Source organism: Gilliamella sp. wkB18, assembly GCF_001690875.1.
Lineage (GTDB): Bacteria > Pseudomonadota > Gammaproteobacteria > Enterobacterales > Orbaceae > Gilliamella > Gilliamella apicola_A.
Map to the genome: position 1 here is coordinate 13,540 of NZ_LZHM01000028.1, position 21,301 is coordinate 34,840.

The following is a 21,301-nucleotide window of genomic DNA, read 5'->3' on the forward strand; positions in this document are numbered from 1 at the left end:
AAGCTAGATAAATAATTATTTATATTTATCAATATATTAATTAAAGTTCTTAATAAAGATCTTTTAATAAATACACCACATGACCAATAATTTTAAAATCCTGAGGGGCATTTTTATCAATAATGATAGTGGGATATTTTGGATTATCACACAATAATGCTATGTTGGCCCCTTGATTTTGAACACGCTTAATACTGATTTGATCATCATATTGAACAGCATACAGATAACCGTCAATCAATTTACAATGAGAAGTATTGACTATAATAATATCATGATTAGATATAGTAGGCTCCATACTATCACCTTTTGCCCATACTGCGCTTAAATCATCATTATTACACTCTTGATGTTTAATTAGCATGATATTAAATGGTATTGATTCAATTTGTAAATGAGAATTTCCTACTTCATTTAAATGATGAAAAGGAATATCTACAAAGCTTTTATGTTCTGTATCTGGAAGTAATCTACATTCCCCCTTACCCGTAACTAGCCATTCAATTGGAACATCACATTTTTGAGCAATAATTGCCAGCCTATTGAGTGAGGGATAGGTTTTACCTGATAAGTAGTCCCGAATTACTGCTTCGGACATTCCCACTTTTTTGGCAAATGCATTTCCCGATAAGCCTTCCAATACCAGTGTAAGTCGATTTTTAAAATTGATAACACCAGTTTCAGTTAATGCTCGTGTTTTTTCTTGGTTTTCGGTTGTTTTTATGCTGCTTTCTTTCATTTTTATAATCCATTCTGTATTGCTTTTTTATATTTTTTGTTTTAATTCGTTTTTTTATGTGTTATTCTCTGCTTGGAATTTACATCAACTGATGTTGTATACCGATAATCTTTACGATAGCAGTAAATAAACTTATAGAGGATCTCATAATGAGCGAACAAGATCAAGACTGGACTCCATCAAGAGTAGTAGGAGAAATTAAAATTAGAGGTGGAAATTTAAGAGGTCTATCTCGTGCAAGCGGTTTGCAAGCTGATACTCTAAGAAATGCACTTTACCGTCATTGCCCTAAATATGAACGAATTATTTCTGATTATTTAAAAGTCCCAGCTGAAAAAATTTGGCCTACTCGTTATAAGCTTAAAGCTAACAAAGTGAAATATTAATTATTGAACAATAATTTAGACAAGCTTAAGGCAAAGGACGCCTAATAAGGCGTCTTTTACATATTATTGTGCTTTAGCTTTTTCTGCAGCTTTAATTATCATAGCAAATGTACTAGCTTTTAATGATGCTCCGCCAACTAATGCTCCATCAATATCTGGTTGAGTAAATAGTTCAGCCGCATTTTTATCGTTAACTGATCCCCCATATTGAATAATTACTTGTTCTGCAACTTCTGCATCCTGTTTAGCAAGGTGCTCTCTAATAAATTTATGGACAGCTTGTGCTTGCTCAGGTGTTGCTGATTTACCAGTACCAATAGCCCAAACTGGCTCATAAGCGATAACAGCGTGATTAAATGCTTCAATCCCCAGGGTTTCAATTACAGCATCAATTTGGCGCGCACATACTGCATGAGTTTGACCAGCTTCATTCTCGGCTTCAGTTTCACCAATACAAAGAACTGGCACTAGACCTGCTTCTTTAATTATAGCGAATTTTTTTGCAATAAATTCATCTGATTCTTTATGGTAGGTACGACGTTCTGAATGGCCAATAATAATATGCGTTACGCCAATTTCTTTTAGCATATTGACAGAGACTTCACCTGTGTAAGCACCAGACAAGTTGATTCCAACATCTTGAGCACCTAAAATAATATTTGATTTATCTAATTGGTGTTTAATAAAGTCTAAATAAACGACGGGTGGTGCAATAGCAACATCACATGCGACATCTGTTGATAGCTCTTTTTTTAGTTCTACAACTATATTTTTAGCCATATCAAGACTGCCATTGAGTTTCCAATTACCCATCACGAGAGGTTTACGCATAATTTTCTCCAACTTAAGATTTAAAAAGGTGTTGATTTTAGAATGAATTCGTTATAATAGTAAGTATTATACACCAAATAAATAAAGCCTGAGGAAAAATATGTCATTAGAAATATTGAATCAATTAGAAAGTAAAATTCAACATACTATTAATACAATCAATACACTACAACAGGAAATTACAACCTTAAAACAAGGTAATCAAGAGTTAGAACAATTAATTAATGACAGTTCTGATGAGATGAAAGCTTTACGTGATGAAAACGAAAAGTTAAAACAAGATCTGCAATTATGGCAACAACGTATTCAAACTTTATTAAGTAAAATTGGTGAAATTGCGCAATAGTTTATTTAACTTATTTGCAACCGCGACTAAAGGCGCGGTTGATTTATACTTTACAAAAATTTTTTAAAGATTTAAGTATAATGCGAGAAAAGTTAATATCATTATGGCTAACCGAAACGATACGATTGATTGAAAATGAATCTGGACGGTTTGCAGATCAAGATATCAATCGAGAATTACGCGCTTCGAAAACACCACTTGCTCATCGTATTGTTACGCGGGCTGTTATGTTATCCAAGCAGAGTGAGCTTTACGCTGCATTAATTACTTTATTACATGCCTTAAAATTTTCATTTATTTTATTATTATTCTTTTCTTTTTTTATTGGTATAAGTTTAGCTTTCGGTGCATTAAGCCAAAATCCAGTTAATCTTTATTGGGCACTTTTTAGTTTATTGGGCGTTCATTTTATTACTCTATTTATTTGGCTTTGCTCTTTTTTCTTTTTTTCGAGCTTTGGTGGTAGTGTTTTAATTCATTGCTGGTTATGGCTAACTAGAAAACTTTCACAAAGAAAAACTGTACAACAGCTTATACCAGCATTTGTACAGCTTTTGGGTGGAAAAATCCGCTGGTTAATTGGTTTTATTCTCAATCTTTTTTGGACTATTATACTAAGTTCAGCATTGTTAGTTCTAATCGTTTTATTTTCTACGCAGCATTATAGTTTTGAATGGAAAACAACTTTATTAAGTTCTGATACTATTATTCAACTAACTCATTATTTGGGCTTAATTCCATCCATATTTGGATTTTCTATACCTCAAGATAATGTTATCCGCATTAGCGACCAAGCATTAAATGCCGGTTATGTTCGTTCTTCTTGGGCTATTTGGTTGCTTGGCGTGTTTATTGTTTATGGTTTAACTATACGCTTTTTTTGCATGATTATTTGTGGAATTAGTTGGCTAATAAGCTGTCGTGGAATTAAACTGCAATTAGCTTTACCTGAGTATCAATTGCTAGCTAACGATTTACAACCTGCTTTAATTGATATAGTGGATAACGATTTGCAGGGAAAAAAGATGCATTTTCATTCAGCTATGAATTTATTAGAAAATAGCCAAGGAGCTTATTTAGTGGCAATTGATATTCCTGAAGATTGGCCTGTTCCTGATTCTGTCTCATTTTTAGGTTTTCTTAATACTCGGCAGCAAAGACGTGACATTTTAGATTATTTACAATTAAAACCGGCTAAAAAATTATTGGTTGCTATAGATGCAAATAGAGCGCCAGATCGTGGCATTTTAAACTTACTCAATCAACTAGCTACTAAGTCCCAACAATATCGTATTTGGTTTATCAACGAAGGCAAGCAATATCATAATTGGCAATCACTATCCTTAAAATCATCTATACCTACATGGTTAAATGAGGAATAGAAAATATGCTTACAACCTTAAAATTAGCAGTGGTTGGTCATTCAAATGTTGGTAAAACCTCCTTGCTACGGGCACTAATTCGTAATAGCCATTTTGGTGACGTTTCGGATAAACCGGGGACAACAAGACATGTGGAGTCAATTAAGTTAACACTGGAAAAACAGAAGTCGATCATTTTTTATGATACACCTGGATTAGAAGACAGCATTGCATTATATGATTATATTAATCAACTAACTCCTATAGAATCAAGGCTTGATGGCGTCGATAAATTAACGACTTTTTTAAAAAGCCCTGAGGCTGAAAACTTATTTTATCAAGAAGCAAAAGTAATTCGACAGCTATTGAATAGTGATGCAGCTATCTATGTTATAGATGTGCGAGAACCAGTTCTTGCTAAGTTTCGTGATGAATTAGCGATTTTATCTCAAAGTGATAAACCTATTTTGGCTGTATTAAATTTTACTTCATCAGAAGAACAAAATGAAAATGAATGGAAAAAATTAATTTCTAGAATAGGGATTCATGTTACTATAAGCTTCGATGCTGTATTACCTCCATTGGATGGTGAAGAACGATTATATCAAAGTCTTGCTTTATTGGTTGAGCCAGCAAAAGGAATATTAGCTGAATGGTTAGATAAAATTACTCAAAAACGTGACTCTCGTAATCAGGCAGCTAATTTAATTATTGCTGAAACATTGGTTGATGTTACCGCTTGTTATGAAATGGTCAAATCAAATGACAAGCAAGCTGTTATTGATATGCAAAACAAGGTTAGAAATCGTGAGCAAAAAGCAATAGATGAGTTGCTAAAGCTTTATCAATTTGATGTATATCACGAAAGTGAACAAAATTTACCTTTAATTAAAGGACGTTATAAAGCAGATCTTTTTAATATAGATGCTTTAACGATGATGGGTATTCATTTGACTAAAGGGTTTGTTTCCGGCGCGACTGTAGGAGCAAGTATTGATTTGGCAACAGGTGGATTAACACTTGGATCAGCAACGCTTGTTGGCGCAGCGATTGGTAGTTTAATGCAAACAGCGAAGCATTATGGATCTAGAATACGTTATCAGTTAACTGGATACAACAAATTAAGTGTTGATGATGTTATTATATGTTTTCTATCATTACGCTTAATACGTCTAAAAGAAAATTTAAATAATCGTAGCCATGCGAATACTAATCCAATCAAATTGTCTAAATTAGATGAAAGTGATTGGGAAAAAGGTGTATTACCCAAAAGCTTAAAAATAGCAAGACGCTATTCGCATTGGTCGACTTTAAATAAGGGAACGAAAAGACATGACAAAAGAAGACAATCAACTATCATGGAAGTTGCTAACCAATTGTGTTAGTGAAAAGAAATGCTCTTTTATTATCACGTTACTTCTTTCACTTCTTATATTATTTGGTAGCACATCTTGTCAAAGTCAGATTTTGACAAGTCATTCTAAATCTGATCTGTTAATGCTAGCAAAAATAGAATCACATTATAAAAAATGGCAAAATACACCTTACCGTTATGGTGGAACTACTTTAGCTGGCAGTGATTGCTCAGCGCTAGTAATGAATTTTTTCAAGAATAAACTTTCTAAAACTCTTCCAAGAAGTGCCGCAGAACAAGCACAATTAGGCTATAAAGTTAGTAAACCTAAAGCCGGCGATTTAGTGTTTTTCAAAACAGGTCGTAGTAACGGAGGTTTACATGTAGGAATATATTATGCAGATGGTAAATTCTTACATGCTTCATCATCTAAGGGTGTTATTTATTCTAGTTTAAAAGAAGATTATTGGAAAAAACGTTATTGGATGGCAAGACGTATAACTGATATTTAGATACAATAAAAATTGCTCTCTAATTGTATTTAATTAGAGAGTCTAAAAAACATTCATTTTTCTACAGAAATCATTCTTTTAACTTATTGATTTTTTCTTAAATTATACATAACATTCGCTACATATAACATTTCACCTGGCGTACCCAATGATATTCGACACCAATTGGTTGCAGGTGCAAAATCTCTTCCAATTAAAACAAAATTTTGTTTCATGAGTTCACGATAATCCTTTAAATTAATCGGACTTTGATGAAATATAAAATTAGTTTGTGATTTTAGATAGTGTAAACCTAAATTTGATAATACTTTTTCCATGATTTGACGTGATACATCAACCGCTTTTTTGGAATAAGTTAAAAATGGTTGATCATCGATAGAAGCAAGCGCTGCACAAACACCACAATAGTTGAGTTTCTCGCCAGCTACATATTGAGCCATATTTTGAATATTTTCAACTGAACTGACTGCATAACCGACTCGTAATCCGGCCATAGCATGGATTTTTGAGAAAGTTTTAAGTAATATAATATTGTCATAACCTTTTGCAATAAATTCATCAACTGACTTAAAGTCAGGATCATTAACAAATTCAGCATAAGCTTCGTCAATAATAAAGATCGTATTTTTAGGTTTGCTTTTTATCCAAGGTTCTATTTCATTTGTTGCAAAAACTGTTGAAGTAGGATTATTTGGATTAACCAAATATACAATTGAAAATCCATTATAATTTTCAGCAGCTTTTTGTATGCCTTTTATATCTATCTGCCAATCTGGCAAATTTGGTACTTTAGTAATTTTTAGATTAAAGATCTTTGCAAAATGTTCTCCATCACCATAAGTAAGCTCTGGAATGACTAATTGAGCATCTGACTTAACAAAAGCAGCAATAGCACTGCGAATACCTTCTGAAGATCCTGCAGTTAATAAAATTTGAGTATCATCGACTTTATGATGTTTAGCTAATCGTTTATTAAGCAATGGCATTTCGGCTTTGGCATAGCGATTCGCTTTTGGTACAGCATCAATTGCAGCTTGTTTTGCACGTGGCGACATACCAAGCGCATTTTCGTTAAAGTTGAGTCTTATTGGATTGTTAATATTAGGTGTTGCTACATTTTCAAGCATAGGTATAGAGAATGAAACCGAGTTTTGTATTTCTATTGCATGAGCTTTAGATAATAATTGATTAATAGATAGCCCTGCAATTGCCGCACTGGAAAATGTGATTAATTTTCTTCTACTGACATTTAAATTAGATATCATGATTTACCTCTTACTTAATTAATATTTATATGGTCAATTATTAATTAAGCAAAAATAATACCAAGTTTTTAAAGATTACTAAGATTATAGACTTGTACTATATTAAATAATCAAAGATTAATGAGGAGATGGTTGTTATTTAGATTATATTAATCTAAATACGCACCTGTTGGGTGCTTTATTGCTCAAAAATGGTATATAAAAAGGACTGCATTAATACAGTCCTTATAGTGATTAGTCAATTACCATGGGTGATTTTTTTACCATAGGTGATCATTGTTAACTATCTGCCGGTGTCTCGATAGTCGAAAAGGTTGCCAGCATCTGCAAAAACTTATATTTTGAATCCACCATGTTAGTTGAACGCTCATGTAAGGTATTGGCAATAATAGGTTCAAGTGTTTCTAAACGGCGGAAACGCTGTTCTTTTAGTAATATACCAGTTAATAACTCACTGTTTGGTGCTTTTGAATCTAATACTAAAGCTGGCTTGCCTTCTGCCATACGGCGTGGGTCATAACGATATAAAGGCCAGAAGCCAGATTTAACTAAATCTTTCATCTGCTCATGTGATTTAGCAAGGTCATAACCATGTTCTTCACAAGGGCTATAAGCAATAACTAAAGATGGTCCATTATACGCTTCGGCTTCTTGTAAAGCCTTAAGGGTTTGGTTAAGTTGTGAACCCAATGCAATTTGCGCAACATAGACATGGCCATACATCATTACACTAACACCAAGATCTTTACGTGCTTTATGCTTACCTAAATCAGCAAATTTTGATACAGCGCCCATAGGGGTGGCTTTTGATTGCTGGCCTCCAGTATTAGAATAACACTGGGTGTCTAACACCAATATATTCACATTATCAGTTAAGCTCATTACATGATCGAGCCCACCAAACCCAATATCGTAAGCCCAACCATCGCCACCAATTGCCCAGACTGATTTATCAACCAGGTAATCTGCATTTTGAATTAATTCTTTAGCTTCAGTTGAATCCAAATGAGTAAGTTGTTCGCGTAATTTTGCAATTTGTTGCCGTTTTTCATCAATAGTGATATTTGTGGATTGTAAAGCTATGGCAATTTCTGGAGAAATTTCACCGCCCATTTTTTCTAGTAATCGTAACGCACGCTTTTTATGTTGGTTATAAGATATGCGATAACCTAAAGCAAACTCAGCATTATCTTCAAATAATGAATTTGCCCAAGCTGGTCCACGACCATGGCGATCGATCGTATAGGGTGATGATGGCAGGTTACCACCATAAATTGATGAACAGCCAGTGGCATTTGCAATGGCTAAATGGTCGCCATAAAGTTGGGTTAACAATTTGATGTATGGTGTTTCACCACAACCTGCGCAAGCACCGGAATATTCAAATAGAGGTGTAAGTAGTTGCGATGTACGCACATCGATGCGTTCAAGTGTGCTGATATCACGATCAGGCAATGCAGTAAAGTACTCAAAGTTAGTGCGTTGAGTCTCAATATTATCGATACGTGATTGCATGTTAATTGCTTTAATTTCAAAATTATTACGATCGCGGGCAGGGCACACTTCGACACATAAGTTACAGCCAGTACAATCTTCTGGGGCAACTTGCAATACATAACGTTGACCTTTCATATCACGAGCTTTAACTTCAAGCGAGTTTAATGAATTAGGAGCATTGATCATTTCATCAGGATCAACAACTTTAGCTCGAATAGCGGCATGAGGGCAAGCAACAGCACAATGATTACACTGGGTACAAAGTTCTGCTTTCCAAATTGGGATCTGTTCTGCAATGTTTCGTTTTTCCCATTTTGTTGTACCAATTGGCCATGTGCCGTCAGGCGGAAAAGCGGATACTGGCAAATTATCACCTAAACCAGCTAACATAGTAGCTGTCACAGTTTTAACAAAATTAGGCGCATTATAAGGTACTACTGGTGGCATTGATGGGCTGCTTTGATCAACGCAGCTAAGTGGAACTTGTTCAAGTGATTCAATAGATAAATCAAGTGCTTTCCAGTTGTTTTCAACCAAATCTTGCCCTTTACTACTATAACTTTTAGCAATGACTTCTTTTAATTGGGTAATACTAAAATCATTCTTAAAGATTTCAGAAAGATGAAAAAATGCTGCTTGCATAACAGTATTAATTCTTGCGCCTAAATTACATTCACGAGCTATTTTTGCTGCATTTACAATGTAAAAGTGTGCTCGTTTTTGTATTAATTGTGCTTGCACTTCTTTAGGTAGACGATGCCAAACTTCATCTTTGCTATACGGCGTGTTAAGCAAAAAGATACCATCGTCCTTTAACTTATCAACAATTTGATATTTATCGATAAACTGATCTTGATGACAGCCAATAAAATGCGCGCTTGTTATCAAATAAGGCGAATCAATAGGATCTAAGCTGACTCTTAAGTGAGAAGTGGTTAAGCCACCGGCCTTTTTAGAGTCATAGACAAAATACCCTTGCACATAAAAAGGCGAGCTATCGCCAATAATTTTAATATTATTTTTAGTTGCTGACACAGTGCCATCACTACCAAGCCCATAAAATAGCGCTTCGAGTGAAGATTTTTGAGGAATAGATTGATCAGGCAATGGTAAAGATAGTCCTGTAATATCATCATAAATACCAACAGTAAAGCGTGGTTTTGGTTTTGCTAAATTGAGCTCAGCAAAAATGGCAAGTACACACTTAGGATCAAACTCTTTAGATGATAACCCATAACGTCCACCTATAATAAGTGGAATAGTTGTGCGTTCCCCACGAGATAAACTTTCAGCGAATGCGGTTATAATATCTAAATAAAGCGGCTCGGCTTGAGCTCCCGGCTCTTTGGTTCTATCAAGAACGGCTATTTTGTTAACAGTACTAGGTATAACACTTAGTAAATGGTTAGCCGAAAAAGGGCGGAATAATCGAACGATTACAACCCCGACTTTTTCGTTTTGTTTAAGTAAAACATCCACAACTTCTTTGGTAGTGCTTGCTCCTGAGCCCATAATAACAATAATACGTTCGGCATCACAAGCTCCATAATATTCAAAAGGTTGATACTTTCTGCCTGTTTCTGCAGCAAAGGCATCCATAGCATCAACAACATGTTGATAGGTACTATCATAATAGCTATTTATCGCTTCTCGACACTGGAAGTATGTATCTGGATTGGCTGATGTGCCTCGAGTCACTGGTTTGTCGGGTGTTAAAGCACGTGAGCGATAAGTTTTAATAGCTTCATGTGGTAATAAATTACGGATTTGGTCATCGCTTAATGGATAGATTTTATTGACTTCGTGCGATGTTCTAAATCCATCAAAAAAATGAACGAAAGGAACTCGGCTATTTAAGGTTGCCATTTGTGAAATTAACGCAAAATCCTGAGCTTCTTGTACTGAACTTGAACAAAGCATTGCAAAACCCGTTTGCCTAATTGCCATCACATCAGAATGATCACCAAAAATAGAAAGTGCATGAGTTGCAATAGTGCGAGCGGCAACATGCAAAACAAAAGGAGTCAGTTCGCCCGCTATTTTGTACAGCGATGGGATCATTAAAAGCAAACCTTGTGATGAAGTAAACGAAGTTGCTAGTGCACCAGTCATTAATGAACCATGAACGGTTGCAATTGCACCTGCTTCCGACTGCATTTCAATGACTCTTGGGGTATCACCAAATACATTTGGCTTATTAAACTCTGCCCAAGTACTGGCTTGCTCAGCCATGGTTGAGCTTGGTGTGATTGGGTAAATAGCAATGACTTCGTTTGCTCGATAAGCGACGGATGCCACCGCACTATTAGCGTCTGATATTATCATTAAAAAAACCTTGTATTTTATAGTGTTATGACATTACTAACTTAGTATAAATTTGTATTATTGTATCAGAAACTAACATAGCTTTTCGTTATTTTTATGCTAAATTTTTTATCATCACCACTTTAGAAAAAAGTATTAATAAAAGTTGGGTTGTTTATGAAGTCAACTGATTTTACTGTATTCCATTTTTAGTGCTCCAACAGCTGTAAATACCCCAAACTTAGTACACAACTAATGTAGAAAATTAAGCTGCTTGTTTTAATATTTTATATTTGAGTGGTGTCATGTTATTTAACGCCTCATGCGGTCTTTCGGTGTTATAAATCGTTAACCATTCTTCGGTTATTCTCCTTGCTGGTGCTAAGTTATTAAAAAGAGATAAATCGAGTACTTCAATGCGATAGGTACGATTAAATCGTTCAATATAGCCATTTTGATAAGGGCTACCGGGTTTGATGTAATCTATAGTTATACCATGTGTTTTTGCCCAATTAGTAAACGTGTTTCCGGTGAATTCTGGTCCATTATCGACTCATATTTTTAATGGATAACCATGATATTCGACCAGTTTATCTAAGTTACGGGTAACGCTCCCTACCGGTAAGCTTACTGCAATATCAATACCTAACGCCTCACGATTAAAGTCATCGATGACATTGAATGTCCTAAAGCGACGCTGATTACGGCTACTGTCACTCATAAAATCCATTGACCAACATTCACCTTGTTTATTGGGGAATAATAACCTTTTCGGGCATCGTGGATGAATGCGTTTTTTTCGTTTTACTCTGAGATTAAGCTTTAATTCACAATACACCCGATATACCCGTTTATGATTCCATTGATAGCCGAGCTTTCTGATACGATTAAAACATTTAGGAAAGCCCCAGCGTAAATGCCGGTCTGTGATAGCATTCAACACCGAAATAATCACCGAATCATCCGGTAACTTAGGTTGATAATAGTAAGCACAACGGCTTAAGCCAACAATGGTACAACTCATGAATGATTTTGTTGTCGTTGCTGTGCCCCCGTTTTACGTGCCTTTGTGGGCACTAAAGCTTTTTTATGATTTCTTCCTGAAGCTGGGATTTTAAGCTCAGTTCGGCAAACATCTGCTTAAGTTTGCGGTTTTCAGCCTCTAGCTCTTTTAAGCGTTTGATATCCGAAGTTTCCATTCCGCCGTATTTTTCCCGCCATTTATAGAAAGTTGAATTTCCCATACCCTATTTACGGCAAATTTCTTTGACGGGGATACCGGCTTCAGCTTCTTTTAAAATAACACTGAATATTATATCTAATATACATTCAAAAAAGAAAAGCTAAAACTTAACAGCACAAACCAATTATGCTAACCTTTTAAAAAAATCTTTTATGACAGTTTCAGGGACAGATATTAAAGCGATTTTAGTCGAGCAATACTGCATACATTATACAAAAATATACAAAATTATAGTGGCTATGATGACACGCCAATGATCCTAGAAATAGAAGATGCATTAGGTGTTGCTCAAGATTTAAATAATTATTATAACGATATTTATGACCACTTAACTCAATTTAAAAAAGAAAAACAATCAACACAGTTTGATTTTAATGGCGACTAATCAATTTTTAGGCAATTTTTTATTTCATATTTTGTAATTTTTTTCAAAATACAATTTCATTATTTTCTTGTTTATTTTGTTATATCACATTTATCTTATCATTCCGTTATTATTTGTCATGTTATATTTTATTTAAGGTTAATAAGGTGATAAATAAGAGGTATGTAAGCTATTTCAATAACATTAGCAAATAGAGAAAATGGGATTAAAAACCCCATTATTCCGTAATATCAGGATAACCCGGCCAAAAGTTTTTATAAGTTACTTCTCCCATTTTTATTGCATATTGGCGCCATTGCTGTGCTAATTCAATATTTTGCTCTTCATCTTTATAATAATGACTGAGTGAAGTCATTGCACTGTAATAACCTTGAATGGCCTTTTTAAGTAAGAAACGATTCTTTAACGAAGTAACTTCCCCCACAGTCTCTCCTAGAATTATGGAAAATGTTTTTCTATTTCTTAAATAAAAATTTTTGATTCCATCGCCTTTTATCACATTTAATTGATAGAATGATTTAAGATAGTTCAATTGCCCAAAAATAAAATCCTCATCGCTCAAAGTTGTATATTCGGATTTGCCATAATGAGCTTCTGGTTGATATTTAAGGGTCGTTTTTAATGAATATTTTCTATAATTCTTATCATTTTCAATGCGTGATATAATTTTCCATAACTCATCATCAGGTAAAAGGCGATAAGCTTTTTCTAAGGTAGTAAAGGCTTTATGTATATCTTCTTTAGTACCTAAGCCTTGCATATGCATAAAAGCTAATGATTTTAATGCTGGTACACAGTTTTGTTTAGCTGCTTTTTGATAAAGTTCAAAAGCTTGTTTTTCGTCTTTTTTAACTCCAATCCCTGTTAAGTAAAAATAAGCTAAATTAGTTTGGGCAAGAGCATGGCCTTTATCGGCAGCCTTTCTATACCATTCGATAGCTTTAGCCATATCGGGTTCTACACCTTGTCCATATTCACTTAGTGGAAAGATAGTTCTAGGATAAGACTGGATTGGAAACGAGGATTCATATGGTACAAATTTATCTGATAAATCAGTAAGTTCTGGCGCATCATTTTCACCATTTTCATCAAAAAAATAAAATCTAGGTGCTTTACCGCCAGAACCATTTTCATAAATATAACCAATACTATTTTGAGCATCAAGATTTCCTTGTGCAGCAGCTTTTTCGAACCAACTTAAGGCTACTGGGAAGTTATTAAATTCATCGCGATACATGGAGCCTAAGTTGTATTGGGCTTGAGCAAGACCTTGATTAGCAGCTTTCTCAAACAGCATTCTTGCTTTAGTATGATAGCCTTTGTTTTCCAACGCAGTCTGATAATAAATTTCACCGAGGGTATTTTGTGCTTTTACATCGCCTTGTTCGGCAAGGCTTGCGCAGGCAGAAATATTTTCCTTATTGCTTTTTGTGGGTAAACATTTGGGTTTTGCCTGTGCAATCGTTAAATAGGGTATAGTAAAGACAACTAATAATAAAAATTTATGACGAATTAACATAGTACTACATTATCTTATATTTCAGTGTAAGCAGTTTAACATTAATTATTAATGAGTTAAATGTTTGTTTATCAAATTTATAAAACAAATTAAAAATTGAAGCATTTATTTAGTAAAAAAATGTAAATATCACTTGGTTATTGACAAAACGGCTTGGTTAAAAAACAATATTAAACAATGAATTGCATGATTTATTGCTAGCTTCATGGATTAAAAACTGGATGTCTGTGAGATAGTAAGTAAACAGTTCTCACTTTTAAATTAGCAGTTAAATACAGAAGTTTTAACTCTGATTTATTCATTAAATCTATAGCTGCATATCAATTCATTCAGCTTTTTAGATAAAAGTGGAGATAATATTTTCTGTTAGGATTAAAAATTATACTATTCATCTGATTTAGGATTAAAATGGTAATATAAAAAACTAGGTTTATTTAATCACTACTCGCTCATCTGATATTGTATGTTTAATTTCACCTATAAGCCAAGCTTTTTCCCCATTACTATTTAAGAGTGAAATAGCTTTATCTACAAACTGGTTAGGTAATATAATGATTAAGCCAACCCCACAATTAAAAGTACGATACATTTCGTGGCGGCTGACATTACCTGCATGTTGTAACCAATTAAATATGGTAGGCCATTGCCAACTTGCTTCATTAAGTATTGCTTTTGTATTATCTGGTAGCACACGAGGTATATTTTCCCAAAATCCTCCCCCAGTAATATGGGCTATGGCATGCACGCTAGTTTGTGAGATTAAATCCAACACTGATTTAACATAGATTTTTGTTGGTGCAAGTAAGTGATCAACAAGCGATTTACCTTCTAATTGCTCGTTTTGAGGCTTAATACCATTGTTTTCAATAATTTTACGTATCAAGGAATAACCATTAGAGTGAGCACCACTAGATGCTAGCGCTATTAATGCATCACCATCTTTAACTTTACTGCCATCAATCATGTTTGATTTTTCAACTACACCCACACAAAATCCTGCTAAATCATAGTCATTGCCCTGATACATACCAGGCATTTCGGCAGTCTCACCGCCGATTAAGGCACACCCTGATTGTTTACAGCCTTCAGCAATGCCGGTGATAACGGTTGTAGCAATATCGACATTGAGTTTGCCTGTTGCATAATAATCAAGGAAAAAAAGTGGTTCAGCACCTTGGACGATCAGATCATTAACGCACATGGCGACTAAATCGATACCAATTGAGTCATGTCGGTTTAAATCCATTGCTAAACGCAGTTTTGTGCCAACGCCATCAGTTCCTGACACTAAAATTGGTTCTTTATACCTTTGGGGAATAGAGCATAAAGCACCAAATCCACCTAATCCCCCCATAACTTCTGGTCGTTTGGTCTCTTTTACAACAGATTTAATTCGATTTACAAGCTCATTACCAGCATCGATATCGACACCAGCATCTTTATAGCTAAGAGAATTCTTATTTGACACAGGCGCAGTCCTTACATTAGAAAATTGGCTATATTTTAGCAAGGAAGAAATTTGTTTGCTAACAATTATTTAAAAACTTACGAAAATTAACATAGTTAATTTTTTTCGAACCAACTTTCTAAAATAATCATTGCTGAAGTTGAATCAATATGTCCCTTTTCAAGAGCACGATACCCGCGTGATGAAAAAATATGAGATTTTGCTTCAACCGTTGATAACCTTTCATCTTGTAAATGCACTTGGTATCCAAACATGCCATGTAGTCTATTTGCGAATTTTCTTGCTCTTACTGTGAGCGGCTGTTCGCTGCCATCCATATTTAATGGTAAACCAACTAGCAAAAAATCAGGTTGCCATTCTTTTAAAATTTTATCAATTTCTTGCCAGTTAGGAATGCCATCACGAGCTTTAAATGAACATAAAGGATTGGCCGTTTTGGTAATATCTTGCCCAATTGCCGCTCCAATACTTGCTGTACCAAAATCGAATGCAATAATGGTTGCCATTTGTTATGCATTTCCCAACTGGTGTGAAATGGTATTAATATTAATACCTAAGGATTCTGCTGCTTTTTTCCAGCGATCTTTAATAGCTACTTCAAAAATAATTTGCGGATTAGCTTCAGCAACAAGCCAGTCATTACGAGCAACTTCGGTTTCAAGTTGTAGAGATCGCCAGCTTGAATAACCTAATGACAGCAGCAGATCTTTCGGCTGTTGAGGTGAACCTATTGATTTCAAGGCGTCAAGAGAAGTAGTGATCATTACATCATCTGATATTTGAATACTAGAGGAAAATCCTAGTTGTGGTGTATGCAAAATAAATCCTTGCTCATCAGCTAAAGGACCACCACAAAAAACAGGATACTCTAGTTCAGCACAATTTTTAGACGAGGTAATCTCAAGCCGAGTAAGTACTGATCCAACATTTAGTTCTTCTATAGGTTTATTTATAATAATACCCATAGCGCCATCACGATTATGTTCACAAATATACACAACTGAACGACAAAATATAGAGTCACTCATTGTTGGCATAGCGATAATAAAATGATTTTTTAAATTCATATGCTCACATTTTTGTATAGTTTATAATGCACATAGACCGATTTTCACTTTACGCTCTACGTGGCAACACATTAGAACTTCATCTTCATTTGTTTCTTCATTAATAGATTCTGAAACAATATTAAAATTTTGAGAAAGGTAAAAATTAATTGCATCTGTATTTTTTCTATAAACATGAACAAACAGCTCATTGTGTCGTTGTTTTGCTTTTTCAATCAAAGCTTTTCCCGATCCTTTGTGGTGAAATTTATGATCAACAAACAACCCAGAGATATAATTTTCTGTTAAACCAATAAATCCTTTAACACCATTAAGGTCTTGAACATATAAGGTGGACATAGGGATCAACATTTTAACTAATTCATAATTTTGTTTAAAAAATTCCGGATTAATAAAATTATGTGCTTGCTGGTTAGCTTGCAACCATATTTCCATGATCTTGTCTAAATCCGCAGGTTGGTATTCTCTAATCATTTCAGCTCTTTTTATTTAGTCTGTGTTCTATTGCATCCATTAACAACCCTGTAATTGAAAGGCTAGGGTTGGCAGCTTCAATTTCTCGGACACAAGTTGGGCTAGTGACGTTAATTTCGGTTAATTTATCTCCAATAATATCTAACCCTACAAATAGCAATCCCTTTTCTTTTAAAATAGGTGCAACACTGTGAGCGATATGCCAATCTGTATCACTTAACGCCCTTACTTCTCCGTGTCCACCTGCAGCAAGATTACCACGGGTTTCTCCTTTTTGTGGGATCCTAGCTAAACAATATGGTACGGGCTCACCATCCACAACCAAGATACGTTTATCACCATCTTTTATTGCAGGAATAAAATTTTGCGCCATACAAAAACGGGTGTTATGATCTGTTAATGTTTCAATAATGACCGATATATTGGGATCATCTTGTTTGATTCTAAAAATTGATGCTCCTCCCATACCATCTAAAGGCTTTAAAATAATGTCACCAAATTCTTGATGAAAAGCTTTAATCAGTTGTGTTTGGCGTGTGACAATTGTTTCTGGTGTAAACTGAGCAAACCATGCTGTGAATAATTTTTCATTACAATCGCGCAAACTCTGCGGTTTATTCACGACCAATACACCGCTATCTTCTGCACGTTCTAAAATATAAGTTGCATAAATATATTCAGCATCAAAAGGGGGATCTTTACGCATTAAAATAACATCGAGATCATTAAGTGATATTATTTGCTCATTGTCCATATCGAACCAATGATCTTTATCGTTATAAACAGTTAAATTTCGTGAGGTTGCATAAGCTTGTCCATTACGCAAGAACAAATCATTCATTTCCATATAAAATAATTGATATCCACGTTTTTGTGCTTCAAGTAACATGGCAAAACTCGTATCTTTTTTTAATTTAATATGACTAATTGGATCCATAACAATACCAAGTTTAATCATAGTAACTCCTTTCTGGTTTTTATTGTTTTATTAAGTATACGTTGTGGTAACACGTAATATTCTATCTTTTTGTTTATCGTTTTTCATGAAACGTTGTAATAGATAGTGTTTTAATTACTACAAATGAAAACTATCATACTCGTTACAGTTTAAGATGCAATGTAAACCTTATGCAATTGTCATGATTCTATTTATCAACTTAAATCACCAAAATAGGCTTGTAAAGCGGATAAAGCAGTAAGTGCTGCTGTTTCAGTCCGTAATATCCTTGGTCCTAATAAAATATCTGTAAATTGATATTTATGTGTTTTGTTGATTTCAGTATCTGATAGTCCGCCTTCAGGACCAATTAACAAACTGATATTCTGTTTATCATTTGGTAAATGCTTAATGCCATGTTTAGCTTTAGGATGAACATTTAATCTTAAATCACTTGTTAAACTTTCGCACCAGTTTTCTAATTTCATCACAGGATTAATAACGGGTACAATGTTTCGTCCACATTGCTCACAAGCCGAAATTACGATTTTTTGCCATTGTTGGACTTTTTTATCTAATCTTGCGACATCAAGTTTAACTCCACAACGTTCAGAAAGCAGGGGAGTAATGCACGTAACACCTAGTTCCACCGATTTTTGAATCGTAAACTCCATTTTTTCACCACGCGATATTACTTGACCTAGATGGATATTTAGTGGGGATTCTTTATTATCTAAAACCGTTATTGCTGTTTTTACGGTAACAGATTTTTTAGTAATTTCATGTATTACTGCAGGAGTAATGTTATTTGAGCCGTCAAATAAGACAATATTTTCGCCTATTTTCATACGTAATACACGAATAAGATGATTAAATGCATTATCATCAAGGGTAAAAATACTATTTTGAACAATGGGAATAGGTTGATAGATTCGGGTCATAAAGAATAAATATTATTTCATCATAATTAAAATAAATTATAGCGTAATTTATTTATATTCGGTAATCTTCTATTTAATATAAATAAAGCATTGGAATTAAAATATGACAAAAAATAATACCGATCGAGTTTTAATTGAAGGTCTTACCGTTTATACAACTATTGGTGTATATGAATGGGAAAAAACGATTAAACAAAAATTAATCATCGATCTTGAAATGGCATGGGATAATCAGCCAGCAGGGCAGACTGATGATGTCACTTTATGTCTAGATTATTTTTTGGTAAGCCAATTAATAACTAATTTTATTCAATCAACCCAATTTGAATTAATTGAATGTGTAGCTGAACAAATAGCGAAATTAATTATAGAAAAATTTGCTGTTCAATGGTTAAAAGTCAAAATATCAAAACCACGAGCGATCGCTAATGCCAATAATGTTGCCGTAGTAATTGAACGTTTTGCTTAGTTAATTAAATAAACCTTACCTCTTTTTGAAGGGATAAAATGCAATGCTACAGTGGCTATTCATTGATGGGAATTTGAATTGGTCAATAAACTGGCAGATCAAATACTGCGATTACTATGCGGTTATCGAGTAAAAAGTGTCTTTTATTTATTAAAAATAAGTGCTAGCCTATACATCATTAAATTCCGAATTAGAATGATTTTTAGTAGTTCAAGATAAAATTGAGTCATACATTCCTTTAATCAGATGGGAGAAAAGCATGAAAGTAAAAATTATTCCATTATCTTGTGTAGTACTAAGCATGGCATTAATTGGTTGTGGTGGTAATAGCAAAGGTAAAGAATCTCATTGGTCAAAGCCTCATGGTGTTCTTGAAGATTGTAGTGGTGTAATGAGTAATTCACAGCAATGCCAAAAAAATTCATCTAACCAACAATTTATGATTCAAATCGATAGAAACTAATATGAGTGCATGGCTTATTTATGCTTTACTTTCAGCAATAACTGCTGCATTAGTAGCTATTTTAGGTAAGATTGGTTTACAACATCTTGATGTGAACACAGCAACGGCTATTCGAGCGATTGTAATGGCAGTTTTTTTAGTCGGTGTTGTTATTGTTCAAGGAAAACTTAATCTTATTAATACGTTTATTAATGACAAAAAGGCGTTATTTATTATTGCATTAAGCGGTATTGCCGGTGCCTTGTCTTGGTTATTTTACTTTATGGCAATTAAAGAAGGTAAAGTATCGCAAGTTGCGCCTATTGATAAGCTAAGCGTTGTCATTGCTGTTATCTTTGCCACTATTTTATTTGGTGAAAAAATATCGTTGTTAGCGGGCATTGGTGTGGTGATGATTTCTGCTGGTGCGATATTAGTTGCACTATTTTAGTAGTTCATTAAAAAGCTCAACAGAAACTAGTTCCCCTTTATTAACATTACCACGATTTTGCTCAAGTATGATAAAACAGTTAGCTTGATTGAACGACTGTGTGATATGAGAACCTTGCTGACCTGTTGTGATAACTTCTAACTCACCTTGAGCATTGATTTGCAGTATTCCTCTTTGAAAATCGGTTCGACCTATGCTTTTCTTAAGATTTGTTGCAGTTTTAACACGTAATGTTGAATCACTTGATAAGTTTTCTATTCCTGAAAGAGCCAAAATCAATGGTTGAACCAATTGATAAAAAGTGACTAATGTCGAAACAGGGTTACCCGGTAAACCACAAAATAATGCATTATTTATTTGACCAAATGCAAAAGGTTTACCTGGTTTCATGGCAATTTTCCAAAAATTAATGTTACCTAATTGTTCAAGCGCTGTTTTGGTAAAATCTGCATCACCAACAGAAACGCCACCACTAGTTATTACCAAATCAGCTTGTTGTGAAGCTGTCTCTAATGCTTGCTTAATTTTTGTAGGGTCGTCAGCAATGATTCCTAAATCAATAATTTCACAATTGAGCTTGGTCAATAATAAATTAAGGGTAAAGCGGTTACTGTCATAAATTGAAGCAAAACTAGATAATGGTTCGCCAATAGGTGTCAATTCATTGCCTGTGGAAAAAATGGCGACTTTTAATTTTTTAAACACAGCAAGTTTGCTAATGCCTAATGTCGCAAGTGTTGATAGAATAGGTATACTAAGACGTTCACCTTTAGGAACGGTTACAGTACCTTTTTTTACATCTTCGCCTGCACGACGAATATTATTACCCAACTTCACATCAGCTAAAAAAGCAATGCCTGCATCTGATTTTTCAGTATCTTCTTGCATGATAACAGCGTCTGCGCCATGTGGAACCGGTGCACCTGTCATGATACGTATACAGGTATGTTCTGGCCAGTAAAGATTGGTGATATCATCGCCTGCAAAAATAGTTTTTGATAGTGGTAATAGTTTTGATTGCTTGATATCAGATAATCGAACCACATAACCATCCATTGCCGAATTATCAAATCCAGGTACATTAATTGGTGAAATAACAGGCTCTGCAGTGATTCTTTCTAATGCATCGAATAATTGCACGGTTTCACTTTCAAGTGGTTTAGTTAATAATGCAGCTTGTAGAATTTTGCATTTTGCTTGTTCGAAAGTCAGTAACATATATATTTTCTTTATAGTTAATTGCTCATTATGGTTTATTGATAATTTAGGTATTAAATTAAATGATTTTCTATCTACATAAGATTAAAACT

Annotated in this window: 21 protein-coding genes and 1 pseudogene; 9 read left to right on the top strand and 13 right to left on the bottom strand. The window is 34.3% G+C overall.

The features are described 5' to 3' along the window. Positions 1-49: 49 nt before the first annotated feature. A complete protein-coding gene (locus tag A9G48_RS02055) occupies positions 50-739 on the bottom strand; it encodes a LexA family transcriptional regulator (protein WP_034945002.1) in 690 nt (229 codons plus the stop codon). A gap of 149 nt (positions 740-888) precedes the next feature. On the opposite strand from A9G48_RS02055, the gene A9G48_RS02060 reads away from it, so the two are divergent. Continuing rightward, positions 889-1,125, top strand: coding sequence for a helix-turn-helix domain-containing protein (locus tag A9G48_RS02060; protein ID WP_034945004.1), 237 nt, complete (start codon positions 889-891; stop codon positions 1,123-1,125). Between the two features lie 63 nt (positions 1,126-1,188). On the opposite strand, the gene tpiA is transcribed toward A9G48_RS02060, so the two are convergent. Then, positions 1,189-1,956: a triose-phosphate isomerase gene (tpiA, locus tag A9G48_RS02065; RefSeq protein ID WP_034945006.1), complete on the bottom strand. Its 768-nt coding sequence runs from the start codon at positions 1,954-1,956 to the stop codon at positions 1,189-1,191. A gap of 100 nt (positions 1,957-2,056) precedes the next feature. Between tpiA and zapB the strand changes: the two genes are divergently transcribed. The 4 genes from zapB to A9G48_RS02085 all read left to right on the top strand — a co-directional run bounded on the left by zapB (position 2,057) and on the right by A9G48_RS02085 (position 5,529). Next, complete coding sequence (zapB, locus tag A9G48_RS02070; protein WP_034945009.1) at positions 2,057-2,302, top strand: cell division protein ZapB; 246 nt, start codon at positions 2,057-2,059, stop codon at positions 2,300-2,302. A gap of 80 nt (positions 2,303-2,382) precedes the next feature. Further along, on the top strand, positions 2,383-3,684 hold the full coding sequence (locus A9G48_RS02075) for a DUF2868 domain-containing protein (RefSeq protein ID WP_141670379.1): 1,302 nt from the start codon (positions 2,383-2,385) through the stop codon (positions 3,682-3,684). A gap of 5 nt (positions 3,685-3,689) precedes the next feature. Then, on the top strand, positions 3,690-5,048 hold the full coding sequence (locus A9G48_RS02080) for a GTPase/DUF3482 domain-containing protein (protein ID WP_034945012.1): 1,359 nt from the start codon (positions 3,690-3,692) through the stop codon (positions 5,046-5,048). Further along, complete coding sequence (locus A9G48_RS02085; RefSeq protein WP_051825136.1) at positions 4,996-5,529, top strand: C40 family peptidase; 534 nt, start codon at positions 4,996-4,998, stop codon at positions 5,527-5,529. The genes A9G48_RS02080 and A9G48_RS02085 overlap by 53 nt, the downstream gene beginning before the upstream one ends. 83 nt (positions 5,530-5,612) lie before the next feature. Here the strand turns inward: A9G48_RS02085 and A9G48_RS02090 are convergent, their stop codons facing one another. The 3 genes and pseudogenes from A9G48_RS02090 to A9G48_RS02100 all read right to left on the bottom strand — a co-directional run bounded on the left by A9G48_RS02090 (position 5,613) and on the right by A9G48_RS02100 (position 11,920). Beyond that, a complete protein-coding gene (locus A9G48_RS02090; protein ID WP_034945015.1) occupies positions 5,613-6,794 on the bottom strand; it encodes a pyridoxal phosphate-dependent aminotransferase in 1,182 nt (393 codons plus the stop codon). Positions 6,795-7,073: 279 nt separating this feature from the next. Next, entirely contained in the window at positions 7,074-10,616 is a 3,543-nt protein-coding gene (gene nifJ / locus A9G48_RS02095; RefSeq protein WP_034945018.1) for a pyruvate:ferredoxin (flavodoxin) oxidoreductase, read from the bottom strand. A gap of 244 nt (positions 10,617-10,860) precedes the next feature. Continuing rightward, a pseudogene (locus tag A9G48_RS02100) lies at positions 10,861-11,920 on the bottom strand (IS3 family transposase). Between the two features lie 171 nt (positions 11,921-12,091). Here A9G48_RS02100 and A9G48_RS11905 point away from each other — a divergent pair. Continuing rightward, complete coding sequence (locus tag A9G48_RS11905) at positions 12,092-12,223, top strand: hypothetical protein (protein ID WP_255305672.1); 132 nt, start codon at positions 12,092-12,094, stop codon at positions 12,221-12,223. 217 nt (positions 12,224-12,440) lie between these two features. Here A9G48_RS11905 and A9G48_RS02110 read toward each other — a convergent pair whose 3' ends face one another. The 7 genes from A9G48_RS02110 to rsmE form a co-directional block, all read right to left on the bottom strand. After that, entirely contained in the window at positions 12,441-13,742 is a 1,302-nt protein-coding gene (locus A9G48_RS02110; protein WP_034945021.1) for a tetratricopeptide repeat protein, read from the bottom strand. Between the two features lie 430 nt (positions 13,743-14,172). Next, entirely contained in the window at positions 14,173-15,210 is a 1,038-nt protein-coding gene (gene purM, locus A9G48_RS02115) for a phosphoribosylformylglycinamidine cyclo-ligase (protein ID WP_034945024.1), read from the bottom strand. Positions 15,211-15,305: 95 nt separating this feature from the next. Further along, entirely contained in the window at positions 15,306-15,716 is a 411-nt protein-coding gene (gene ruvX / locus A9G48_RS02120) for a Holliday junction resolvase RuvX (protein WP_034945027.1), read from the bottom strand. Positions 15,717-15,719: 3 nt separating this feature from the next. Next, entirely contained in the window at positions 15,720-16,277 is a 558-nt protein-coding gene (locus A9G48_RS02125; RefSeq protein ID WP_034945031.1) for a YqgE/AlgH family protein, read from the bottom strand. A gap of 21 nt (positions 16,278-16,298) precedes the next feature. Then, the gene (locus A9G48_RS02130; RefSeq protein WP_065575729.1) at positions 16,299-16,751 is read right to left on the bottom strand and encodes a GNAT family N-acetyltransferase; all 453 of its coding nucleotides are present in this window, start codon (positions 16,749-16,751) and stop codon (positions 16,299-16,301) included. A 1-nt stretch (position 16,752) separates the two neighbouring features. Then, a complete protein-coding gene (gene gshB, locus A9G48_RS02135) occupies positions 16,753-17,709 on the bottom strand; it encodes a glutathione synthase (protein ID WP_034945037.1) in 957 nt (318 codons plus the stop codon). Between the two features lie 194 nt (positions 17,710-17,903). Beyond that, on the bottom strand, positions 17,904-18,629 hold the full coding sequence (gene rsmE / locus A9G48_RS02140) for a 16S rRNA (uracil(1498)-N(3))-methyltransferase (protein WP_065569348.1): 726 nt from the start codon (positions 18,627-18,629) through the stop codon (positions 17,904-17,906). 103 nt (positions 18,630-18,732) lie between these two features. Between rsmE and folB the strand changes: the two genes are divergently transcribed. The 3 genes from folB (at position 18,733) to A9G48_RS02155 (ending at position 19,991) form a co-directional block, all read left to right on the top strand. After that, positions 18,733-19,098, top strand: coding sequence for a dihydroneopterin aldolase (gene folB, locus A9G48_RS02145; RefSeq protein ID WP_034945043.1), 366 nt, complete (start codon positions 18,733-18,735; stop codon positions 19,096-19,098). Positions 19,099-19,357: 259 nt separating this feature from the next. After that, positions 19,358-19,561: a hypothetical protein gene (locus A9G48_RS02150; RefSeq protein WP_034945046.1), complete on the top strand. Its 204-nt coding sequence runs from the start codon at positions 19,358-19,360 to the stop codon at positions 19,559-19,561. A gap of 1 nt (position 19,562) precedes the next feature. After that, positions 19,563-19,991 carry an EamA family transporter gene (locus A9G48_RS02155; RefSeq protein WP_034945049.1) on the top strand — a complete coding sequence of 143 codons (429 nt, stop codon included), beginning with the start codon at positions 19,563-19,565 and terminating at the stop codon, positions 19,989-19,991. Here the strand turns inward: A9G48_RS02155 and moeA are convergent. Beyond that, a complete protein-coding gene (gene moeA / locus A9G48_RS02160) occupies positions 19,983-21,209 on the bottom strand; it encodes a molybdopterin molybdotransferase MoeA (RefSeq protein WP_065569347.1) in 1,227 nt (408 codons plus the stop codon). The two genes, A9G48_RS02155 and moeA, sit on opposite strands and share 9 nt — an antisense overlap. Between the last annotated feature and the right edge of the window lie 92 nt (positions 21,210-21,301).